Source organism: uncultured Tateyamaria sp. (assembly GCF_947504105.1).
Classification (GTDB): Bacteria; Pseudomonadota; Alphaproteobacteria; order Rhodobacterales; family Rhodobacteraceae; genus Tateyamaria.
In genome coordinates this window covers 1-10,485 of the sequence record NZ_CANNGP010000078.1, presented here as the reverse complement: position 1 = coordinate 10,485, position 10,485 = coordinate 1, and the positions used below count along the sequence as shown (strand labels likewise).

Genomic DNA, 10,485 nt, shown 5'->3' with positions numbered 1-10,485 from the left:
AATCAAACCAATCAGATGAGCCAAACTCTCTCTTAGTTTAGACCGCCATTGGCCCCAAAAACCATGACGACGGACAATTGCGTGCTTGTCACAATTGTCGGCTCGGCGCGTTCAATGCGCTCCTAAACCACAACCTCCAGCGCCCTTTGCTCCCCAACCCCAAACACCCGCTTGTACCGTTCGATCTCGGCCTCCGGCCCCATCGCCTTGTTGGGGTTGTCCGACAGCTTGACCGTGGGCCTCCCATTGGCCGACACCGCTTTGCACACCAGTGAAAAGGGGGCGAGGCGGTCGTCGCGGGTCAGGCCTTTGAAATCGTTGGTCAGCATGGTGCCCCAGCCGAAGGACACTTTGACCCGGCCTGCGAATTGCTGGTGCAGCTCGATGATCTTGTCCGCGTCCAGCCCGTCCGAGAAGATCACCAGCTTTTCGCGCGGGTCTTCGCCCCGGTCCTGCCACCACTTGATCGCCACTTCGGCCCCCGTTGCCGGATCACCGCTGTCGATGCGGATGCCCGTCCAGCCCGCCAGCCAGTTGGGGGCGTGGGCCAAAAACCCTTCGGTGCCATAGGTGTCGGGCAGGATGATCCGCAGGTTGCCGTCATGTTCGTCGTGCCAGTCGCTCAGAACGTCATAGGGGGCCTGCGCCAGCGCATCGTCGGTTTGTGCCAATGCGGAATAGACCATCGGCAGCTCGTGCGCGTTGGTGCCGATAGCCTCCAGATCGCGGTTCTTGGCGATCAGGCAATTCGAGGTTCCTGCAAATTGCGCACCCAGCCCCTCGCCCATGGCCTGCACGCACCAATCCTGCCATAGGAAGGAGTGCCGCCGTCGCGTGCCAAAATCGGCCACGCGCAACCCGTTATGGCCGCGCAAGCGTTCGATCTTTTCCCAGAGCTTGGTCATGGCGCGGGCATAGAGGACCTCGAGCTCGAACTTGCCCATTTCGTTCAGGACGGCCCGCCCGCGCAGCTCCATCAGAACCGCAAGCGCTGGGATTTCCCACAGCATGACTTCGGGCCAGGACCCTTCGAAGGTCAACTCGTACTGATCGTCGCGCCGTTCGAGGTGGTAGGCGGGCAGGCGCAGTGCCTCGAACCAGTCCATGAACTCAGGCGTGAACATCTGGCGTTTGCCGTAGAACGTGTTGCCGCGCATCCACGTGCTTTCGCCTCGGCGCAGGGACAGCGAGCGGATGTGGTCGAGTTGTTCGCGCAGCTCGCCCTCGTCGATCAGCTTGGCGAGGGGGACGTGTTTGGATCGGTTGATGAGGGAGAATGTCACTTGCGTGTCAGGCTTGTTCCGGAACACTGACTGGCACATGAGCAGCTTGTAGAAATCCGTGTCGATGAGCGACCGCACGATCGGGTCAATCTTCCATTTGTGGTTCCAGACACGGGTGGCGATGTCGACCATGGGCGCGCTTCCTTGGCTTTGGTGGCCTGTTGTGCCCCATTCCGGCGCACGGGGGCAAGTCAGGCCAGCGTGACGCCAGCCCCTGTCATGCCGGATTGTGCTGCTACCAGCGACCCATCCAGATCGATGGCGCGACATAGGTCCGTCTGCACCGTCACATTGAACCCCAGTTTAGCCGCATCCACCGCCGAGAAGTTCACACAGAAGTCCGTTGCCAGCCCTGCCATAGTCAGGTCGGTGATCCCGCGTGTGCGCAGGTATCCTTCCAGCCCCGTGGGCGTTTCGTGGTCGTTTTCAAAGAAGGCCGAGTAGCTGTCGATGGCCGGGCGGTATCCCTTGCGCACGATCATGTCGGCACGGTTCGTGTTCAGGTCAGCGTGAAAGGCGGCACCCTCCGTTCCTTGAACACAGTGATCTGGCCACAGGACCTGCGGGCCGTAAGGCATGTCGATCATCTCGTACGGGGCTTTGCCATTATGGGATGATGCAAAGGAAGAATGTCCAGTCGGGTGCCAATCCTGTGTCAGAACAACCGCGTCATAGTCGGCCATCAGCGCATTGATGCCCGCCACGATGTCATCCCCGCCGGGCACGGCAAGCGCGCCACCGGGACAAAAGTCGTTCTGCACGTCAATCACGATAAGGGCGCGGGTCATGGATCAGCCTCCTTGCGTTGTCTGGCGACGTTGTGACACCCGCTCGCCCCCTTGCGCAAGGGCACACCCATCGCCTATTTCGCGGCCATGTACATCATTGCCGCCCTTTACCACTTCACCCGCTTCGATGACCCTGCTGCGATCAAGGGGCCGCTGGCCGCACTGTGTTGCGGGCAGGGCGTGAAGGGCACGTTGCTTCTGGCACCCGAGGGGATCAATGGCACCATTGCCGGACCGCGTGCCGGGATAGATGCGGTGCTGGTCCACATCCGCGCCCTGCCCGGTTGCGTCGATCTGGAGTGGAAGGAAAGCACCAGCAAAACCCCACCTTTCGGCAAGATGAAGGTACGCCTGAAGCGCGAGATCGTGACTATGGGGCAACCCGATGTCGATCCTGCCGCCCGTGTCGGTCACTATGTCGATCCGGCTGACTGGAACGACCTGATCGGGCGCGAGGATGTGGCCGTCATCGACACCCGCAATGACTACGAGGTGGCCATTGGCACCTTTAACGGCGCCGTTGACCCGCACACCCGCAGCTTTGGGGAATTCCCCGCGTGGTGGGAGGAGAACAAACACCGTTTTCATAAAAAGAAGGTGGCGATGTTCTGCACGGGGGGCATCCGGTGCGAGAAATCGACCAACTACCTGCTGGGTCAGGGTGTGGAAGATGTGTTTCACCTCAAGGGTGGCATTCTGAAATACCTCGAAGAGGTATCCGCGCAGGACAGCACGTGGCAGGGCGAATGCTTTGTCTTTGATGGGCGCGTGAGCGTTTGGCACGGGCTTGAGGTGGGGCCGCATCAGCTGTGCCACGCCTGCCGTCGGCCCATTCTGCCCGCTGATCAAGCCCGTCCGGAATACGAGGCAGGCGTCAGCTGCCACCACTGCGTGGATGAGACCAGCGACGAGGACAAAGCCCGCTTTCGCGAACGCCAGAAACAGATCGAACTGGCCCGCATTCGGGGAGAAGATCACCTCAGCGGTCCCATGGTGCCTGACAAGGGCTGACGCGGGCGGACGACACGTCCACCTTACGGGATTAGTAGCCGAAGCGCAGCTGCGACAGCGCAAGCGCCCCTATCGCACCGTAGGTCATGCTGTGCGCAACATCCCTTGGGATCTGCTGCGGCTGAGCAACCAGAGCATGATGGCAATGTTCAACCCGTTCCAGGCGATCCCGTTCCAGAATGCCATCTGGTAGCTGCCGGTCACATCATAGACCCAGCCCGACATCCAACCGCCCAGCGCCATGCCAAGAATGGTTGCCATCATGACAAACCCGACCCGCGCGCCGGCCTCTCGTGCGGGCATGTATTCCCGCACGATCACAGCGTAACTGGGCACGATTCCGCCCTGACTGAGCCCGAAGATCAAGCTGACGACATAGAGCGAGATCAGCGCATCCGACGGTAGGTACAGAAGCAACGCAATGCATTGCAGGACAGACCCCAGAAGCAGTGTCTTAACACCCCCCAACTGGTCAGCCAGAAAACCTGAGACCAAGCGTGACCCAACTCCGCCCAGCAACATGAGCGCCAGCATTTCCGCCCCAACGGCAGGGCCGTACCCAAGGTCAACACAATAGCTGACAATGTGCACTTGCGGCATGGACATCGCAACGCAGCACCCCACACCCGCAAGGCCGAGAAGCCAGCTTAATGCCCGCGGCGACAGGCCGGATGAGACCGCATTCGCACTCGACGCGGCTTCGGCCAATTGGTGAGCGCTGTCCGGAACCTGGCGGCGCAATGCAAAGGCCAGCGGGATGACCACGGCGAGCGTGGACATGGCCAGCACCGCATAGGCCGCGCGCCATCCCTGATCTTCAAGAATGTCTGCAAGCAGGATCGGCCAGATGGCGCCAGACAGATAATTCCCGCTGGCGGCAATCGCCACGGCAATGCCGCGCCGTTTGAGGAACCAGTGCGAGATGTCGGCAATCAACGGACCAAAGCCTACAGACGTTCCGAACCCGATCAGCAATTGCGCCATGGAAAGGCTTAGGATGGACCCGCTGAGTGTCGCCAACCCGTACCCGCTCGCGATGGCGATGGCGCAGACAACAAGAACACGCGACACACCCCAGGTATCGACAGCCCGTCCGACAACAAAGTTGCCCACGGCAAATCCGATCATTGTCAGGGTATATGGAAGGCTTGCCGACGCCCGGCTGACGCCGAATTCTGCTTCAACGGCAGGCATGATCACGATGATGGCCCACATGCCCACATTGGCGACCATCGCAATGGCAAGGGTCAGCGCAAGCCGCAGCCACGCATACCGGCTATCATGCAAGGAAGAGGTCATGTCATATCTGCGCACTGCCTGAACTCCGGCACAAGACCATGGGCCGCAAATTGTCGACAATTCTATGTGTTAAGCCAGCCGTAACATGCTGCGTGATACGCCTCGGATCGGGTGAAAATGAGGTGTGGGAAATGAGCGCGCAAGCCAATGCGCGGCCAATCATCATCAAGAAAAAGAAGGTGTCAGGCGGCGGTGGTCACCATGGTGGCGCCTGGAAAGTGGCCTATGCGGACTTTGTGACCGCTATGATGGCCTTCTTCATGTTGATGTGGCTGCTGAATGCAACAACCGAAAAGCAACGCAAGGGGATCGCGGACTACTTTTCGCCGACGATTCCCATCAACCGCATTTCCGGCGGTGGGGATGGTGCGTTTGGCGGCGACAGCGTGTTTTCCGAGGTAACGCTGCCTCAGAACGGTACGGGCGCATCATCAAAGCGTCCAACTGAGTCCAAGCAGGCACGTGGCGACACCGGATTAGGTGATCAGGGTGACCTCACAGCGGCACAGGATGAAGTATTTGAGTCACTTGAAGCTCAACTGCTGGGCAAAGGCGGCGAAACGAAGGTCATGGACAATGACCTCAGACACATCGTGACCCGTCTGACCGATGAGGGCCTGGTGGTCGAGATATTCGCGCTCGAGGATACCCCGTTGTTCGAAGAAGGCACCGATATCCCAACGCCTTTGTTGCGGGATCTGTCCAGACTGATCATGGAAGCCGCCCGGACAGTCGAAAACGATATTGCAGTTGAAGGGCATGTACAGGCGCAACCTATTGTCATTGCAGAACGATCAACCTGGAAGATGTCCGTGGCGCGGGCGGATGCCATGCGTAGGCTTTTGAAACAAACAGGGGTGCCAAGCGAGCGGATCGAACGAGTCACCGGGCACGCGGACCGCGAGGCCGCCGTCAAGAACCCGATGGCCGTTCGCAACAACCGGCTGGAGGTGATTTTCCTGAGGGAGTGATTGGCAGGAATAGCTTGGATTTTATCTGTTAGCCCTGCGTTAAGGCGGCCCGCCTATCTGTTGTCCAAATTCGGTCGGTACAGCAGAAAGGCGTGTCCATGACAATCTCTTCCTCGCTCAACGCAGGTGTTGCAGGGCTACAGGCAAACGCGACGCGGCTTGCGTCCATTTCAGACAATATCGCGAACTCTTCGACCTACGGGTACAAACGTGTTCAGACTGATTTTCAGTCGCTTGTCGTTTCGTCCAGCGGTGGAAGCTACTCCGCCGGGGGAGTTCGTGCCTCGACTTCGCGGCTGATTGATCAGCGCGGGTCTCTGGTATCGACGTCGAATGCAACAGACCTTGCCGTGCGCGGACGGGGTATGCTGCCTGTCGCGCAAAGCAGCGATGTGAACGTGTCGAACGGCAATAGCCAGATGTTGCTGACCACAACCGGCTCGTTCCGCACTGATGCGCAGGGCTATCTGCGGTCTGATTCAGGGCTTGTTCTGCTTGGCTGGCCCGCTCTCGCCGATGGGACAGTGCCAACGTTCCCACGGGATACATCGGATGGGCTTCAGCCTGTGCAAATCAATGTGAACCAGTTTTCGGGCGAACCGACAACAGCGATGTCGCTTGGGGTAAATCTGCCGGCCACCGATACAGATGCCGGCTCCGCGGGGGAAGCACAGTACCTATCCATCGAGTATTTCGACAACCTGGGCACATCTGAAACCATCAACGTGAGTTTCACACCGACGGTTCCAGGCACGGGCACATCAAATGAATGGACGATGCAATTGACCGACTCAGCCCTGGGCGGGGCAGTGGTCGGAGAATACGTTCTGACGTTTGATGACAGCCGGACTGCTGGCGGCACATTGGCGTCAGTCACAACGACAAGCGGCGGAGCCTATGATCCGGCCACCGGCAATATCGTCATCAATGCCGAGGGTGGCCCCCTGGAAATCAATATCGGGCAATTGGGCGAAAGTGATGGTCTCACACAGCTGTCAGACAGCTTTGCGCCGCTGTCGATCTCAAAAGACGGGTCTCCGGTGGGCAATATGACAAGTGTGGAAGTAGATGCGAACGGCTTTGTGACAGCCTTCTTTGACACTGGAATCAGCAGGACAATCTTTCAGATCCCGCTGGTCGACCTTCCCAATCCGAACGGCATGGTGGCCCTGGATCAGCAGACATATCTGCCCTCCCCCGACAGCGGGAGCTTTTTCCTATGGGATGCAGGTGACGGGCCGACCGGGGATATCGTCTCTTATGCGCGCGAGGAATCCGCCGTTGATGTTGCTGGCGAGTTGACCGCCATGATCCAGACACAGCGGGCGTATTCGTCAAATGCCAAGGTCATCCAGACTGTGGACGAGATGTTGCAGGAAACCACCAACATCAAACGATGACACCGTCGATTTAGGTAAACGCAAGCGGGAGTAGGCAGCATGTCACTGACCAGTGCACTTTCCTCAGCCATGTCTGGTATCCGAGCGGCAAGCCGCGGCTCGGAAGTCGTATCAGGGAACATTGCGAACGCAAACACTGCAGGATATGTGCGCCGGACGCTCTCTATTTCGTCTGAGAGTGGCGGCGGGGCGGTTGGCGTTCGGATCAACGGGGTGACCCGGCACGTCGACCAGCAAATCATCAACGACAGACGGATTGCCGGGGCTGAAACCGGATACCGCAGCGAAACAACAGCGGCACTGACGCATATAGAAAACCTAATCGGAACTCCAGACACGCCTGGATCGCTGGCCGCACGTATTTCGGATTTCGAACAAAGCCTGATCACGGCGAGCAGCAGACCCGACGCTGCCGAACGTCTAACCGCGGCGGTCTTCGCAGCCAAAGACTTGACCAAATCAGTCAACTCTGTGGCCCAAGGCATTCAGGATGCGCGCTCGCAAGCCGACCACAGCATTGATACGCAGGTAAAGCGGCTGAACGATGCCCTCCAAGGAGTTGAAACGCTGAACGCACACATTGTGGCAAGCAATTCCAGCGGCGCCGATGTGGCCGCGCTTCAAGATCAGCGCCAACAGCTGATTGACGAGATCAGTGAGATGGTGCCACTGCGGACAATACCGCGAGATCGCGGCGCTGTTTCGCTGTACTCCACTGGCGGTGCAATCCTTCTCGAAGGCCAAGCGGTCGAAGTTGGTTTTGACGCTGCCCATCTTGTCACCCCATACGAGTCTCTTGAAGATGGAACACTCTCCGGCCTCACGCTCAACGGGGTTTCGGTCAACACATCTTCAACAAATGGTCGCTTGCACGGCGGAACGTTGGGCGCACAATTCGAAATACGGGACGAAATTGCCCCGAACGCCCAAATGCAGATCGACGCCCTTGCCCGCGACCTGATCGAACGCTTTGAAGACAGCACCGTTGATCCAACTCTTGCGGTCGGTGATGCAGGACTGTTCACAGATGCGGACAACCCATTGGATCCGGCGTCCGAAGTTGGCCTGGCCAACCGTTTGTCCCTCAATACCTTGGTGGACCCCGACCAAGGCGGCGAAACCTGGCGCATCCGCGACGGTCTGGGCGCAGCAGCACCGGGCGATGCCGGTGACGCAACACTCCTAATTGCTTTGACCGATGTGTTGGATGCAACCCGCCCACAGGCATCCGGATCATTTGGATCATCTTCACTCAACTTGGCCGGGGTCGTGGCAAGTATGTCGTCCCAAGTCGGGATAGAGAGGCTCAGAGAAGACCAGCAACTGTCTTTCGCATCGGCTCAATTCTCTGAACTCAGGCAAATCGAGTTGGCAGATGGCGTCGACACCGATGTAGAAATCCAGAACTTGATAATCCTGGAACAAGCTTACGCAGCGAATGCGCGCGTTATTTCAACGGTTGACGAGATGTTCGACACCCTTCTGAGGATTTGACGATGAACAGTTATGGATTGGGCGATCTCGCACAGACATTCATGTTGCAACGGCGCGGTGCGGCCATCAAGGCAGATATGGTCCGTCTGACCGAGGAGTTGGCGAGTGGACAGGTGAGCGACGTCAAGTCCGTGCTTGCCGGCAATGTCGGCTACCTGTCGGACATAGAAAGCGATTTGCGGAACCTCTCTGCTTACAAGGTCGCAGGTACCGAAGCCGCGCAATTTGCATCCTCGGTGCAAAACGCGCTTGATCACATGGACGCAGGGGTAAGCCAGCTCAGCACAGACCTGTTGACGGTAGCGGCCAGCGCCATCGGGCCAGTTCTTGACCAAATGTCGGCCGCTGCGGAAAGTGAATTGCGCAGCCTCGTATCCGCTCTCAACACATCCAGTGCAGGACGGTCTATCTTTGCAGGTGCCGCAACTGACCAACCGGCCTTGGCCAGCTCTGACGTAATCCTAGCTGATTTGCGGGCGGCCATCGCCGGCAATACAACCCCGTCTGATATCGAAGCCGCTGTAGACCAATGGTTTGACGATCCGGCTGGTTTTCGTGCGTCGGCATATACTGGATCCAACACCTCAATTGCGCCATTTCAATTGGCAGAAGATGAAAAGGTCGCGGTGGACCTGAAAGCGGATGATCAAGTATTTCGCGACTTGTTCAAGGGTGTCACTCTCGCAGCCGTTGCGGCCGACAACGGCTTGAACCTGTCGGCGGAAGACCGGCGGGCACTGCTGGAAACAGCTGGTATCAACCTCTTCGAGACGAAAGCACAACTGACCGCAACTCAAGGCAACTTGGGCGCTGCCGAGGCACGAATTGATACAGTCGCAACCCGGAACGCCGCCCGCGATACGTCTCTACGGCTCGCAAAGAGCGCACTTCTGAAAGCCGACCCGTACGATACAGCAACTCAATTGGAGGCAGTTCAATTTCAGCTTCAAAGCCTATACACTATCACATCGCGCATGTCCGACCTCTCATTGGTCAATTTCATCAGATGATACGCGCCCTTGTCTGCCTGTTCGCGTTGTTCGTCGCTACCGTCACGGCAGCGGGTCCAATTCGCATCAAGGATCTGGTCGACTTTGATGGTGTCCGCGGCAATGACCTTGTCGGATATGGCCTTGTCGTAGGACTCGACGGAACCGGAGACGGACTAAGAAACGCGCCCTTCACCGAAGACATTATGACGAACATTCTTGAACGGTTGGGCGTAAATGTCACCGGAGAGCAGTTTCGCCCAAAAAACGTCGCCGCCGTCATCGTGACCGCGACCTTACCACCCTTTGCACGCAGCGGCAGCCAGATTGACATCACTGTTTCAGCTATTGGTGACGCTAAGAGCCTACTGGGTGGAACACTGGTCATGACCCCGATGAATGCAGCAGATGGTGAAATCTATGCAGTCGCGCAAGGCACGATAATCGCTGGAGGTGCAGTCGCTGAAGGAGATGGCGCCCGAGTTACGCAGGGCGTGCCAACATCCGGCATTATCCCATCCGGGGCGCGCATTGAACGTGAGATCGACTTTGAACTCAGCAGCTTGACCGACATGCGCCTCGCGCTTCGTGATCCTGATTTCACGACAGCTGCACGAATTGAAGAAGCCATCAATGCGGTCTTTAGACAACCCGTGGCAACAATGCTGGACTCTGGCACAGTTTCATTGAACGTCCCCCAGACACGCGCCAGATCCGTTGCGCATGCGCTTGGGCGGATTGAGAATATAGCGGTTGAACCGGAACGAAAAGCTCGTGTTGTGGTCGATCAACGCTCGGGAACAATCGTAATGGGCGATGAGGTTCGGATCTCGCGCGTTGCAGTCTCACAGGGCAACCTTACGTTGCGTGTCCAAGAGCAACCGCTGGCCGTACAACCCAATCCCTTCGCTGACGGCCAAACCGTGGTGGTTCCAAGGACAACTGCTGACCTGCAAGAGGATGATGGTCCCGGCCTTGCAGAAATCCCCGAAGGTGCATCGCTGTCACAGGTGATTGCAGGCCTCAATGCACTTGGCGTTTCGCCCCGTGATATGATTGACATCTTGAAAAGTATCAAAGCAGCCGGAGCGCTTCACGCCGAATTCGTTGTGAGATAGTGCATGCATACAAGGCAGATATCTTTTCTTTCTTTGAACCAGCAGCACAGGTTCAGAGAGGTGGTCGCGGAATTTCGGACCGGTCGTTAAGGTGGATCGCATGATGAAAGTGACGATCCAGAATGAAGAAAC

Annotated in this window: 9 protein-coding genes; 6 read left to right on the top strand and 3 right to left on the bottom strand. The window is 58.0% G+C overall.

The genetic code is table 11. The features are described 5' to 3' along the window. Positions 1 to 122 precede the first annotated feature (122 nt). Positions 123 to 1,415: a nicotinate phosphoribosyltransferase gene (pncB, locus tag Q1A75_RS22690; RefSeq protein WP_299555775.1), complete on the bottom strand. Its 1,293-nt coding sequence runs from the start codon at positions 1,413 to 1,415 to the stop codon at positions 123 to 125. Between the two features lie 59 nt (positions 1,416 to 1,474). After that, positions 1,475 to 2,071 (bottom strand): bifunctional nicotinamidase/pyrazinamidase, encoded by a 597-nt coding sequence (pncA, locus tag Q1A75_RS22685; protein ID WP_299555777.1) that lies wholly within the window; start codon positions 2,069 to 2,071, stop codon positions 1,475 to 1,477. An 87-nt stretch (positions 2,072 to 2,158) separates the two neighbouring features. Between pncA and Q1A75_RS22680 the strand changes: the two genes are divergently transcribed. Next, the gene (locus Q1A75_RS22680) at positions 2,159 to 3,082 is read left to right on the top strand and encodes a rhodanese-related sulfurtransferase (protein WP_299555797.1); all 924 of its coding nucleotides are present in this window, start codon (positions 2,159 to 2,161) and stop codon (positions 3,080 to 3,082) included. Between the two features lie 84 nt (positions 3,083 to 3,166). On the opposite strand, the gene Q1A75_RS22675 is transcribed toward Q1A75_RS22680, so the two are convergent. Continuing rightward, the gene (locus Q1A75_RS22675; RefSeq protein ID WP_299555779.1) at positions 3,167 to 4,381 is read right to left on the bottom strand and encodes an MFS transporter; all 1,215 of its coding nucleotides are present in this window, start codon (positions 4,379 to 4,381) and stop codon (positions 3,167 to 3,169) included. Positions 4,382 to 4,512: 131 nt separating this feature from the next. On the opposite strand from Q1A75_RS22675, the gene Q1A75_RS22670 reads away from it, so the two are divergent. From Q1A75_RS22670 to Q1A75_RS22650, 5 genes are all read left to right on the top strand, one after another. Continuing rightward, positions 4,513 to 5,352 (top strand): flagellar motor protein MotB, encoded by an 840-nt coding sequence (locus tag Q1A75_RS22670; protein WP_299555788.1) that lies wholly within the window; start codon positions 4,513 to 4,515, stop codon positions 5,350 to 5,352. A gap of 98 nt (positions 5,353 to 5,450) precedes the next feature. Beyond that, positions 5,451 to 6,752: a flagellar hook-basal body complex protein gene (locus tag Q1A75_RS22665; RefSeq protein WP_299555790.1), complete on the top strand. Its 1,302-nt coding sequence runs from the start codon at positions 5,451 to 5,453 to the stop codon at positions 6,750 to 6,752. 39 nt (positions 6,753 to 6,791) lie between these two features. Continuing rightward, positions 6,792 to 8,246 carry a flagellar hook-associated protein FlgK gene (gene flgK, locus Q1A75_RS22660; RefSeq protein ID WP_299555792.1) on the top strand — a complete coding sequence of 485 codons (1,455 nt, stop codon included), beginning with the start codon at positions 6,792 to 6,794 and terminating at the stop codon, positions 8,244 to 8,246. A gap of 2 nt (positions 8,247 to 8,248) precedes the next feature. Beyond that, the gene (locus Q1A75_RS22655; protein WP_299555795.1) at positions 8,249 to 9,256 is read left to right on the top strand and encodes a flagellin; all 1,008 of its coding nucleotides are present in this window, start codon (positions 8,249 to 8,251) and stop codon (positions 9,254 to 9,256) included. Beyond that, positions 9,253 to 10,353, top strand: coding sequence for a flagellar basal body P-ring protein FlgI (locus Q1A75_RS22650; RefSeq protein ID WP_299555796.1), 1,101 nt, complete (start codon positions 9,253 to 9,255; stop codon positions 10,351 to 10,353). The genes Q1A75_RS22655 and Q1A75_RS22650 overlap by 4 nt, the downstream gene beginning before the upstream one ends. Positions 10,354 to 10,485 lie beyond the last annotated feature (132 nt).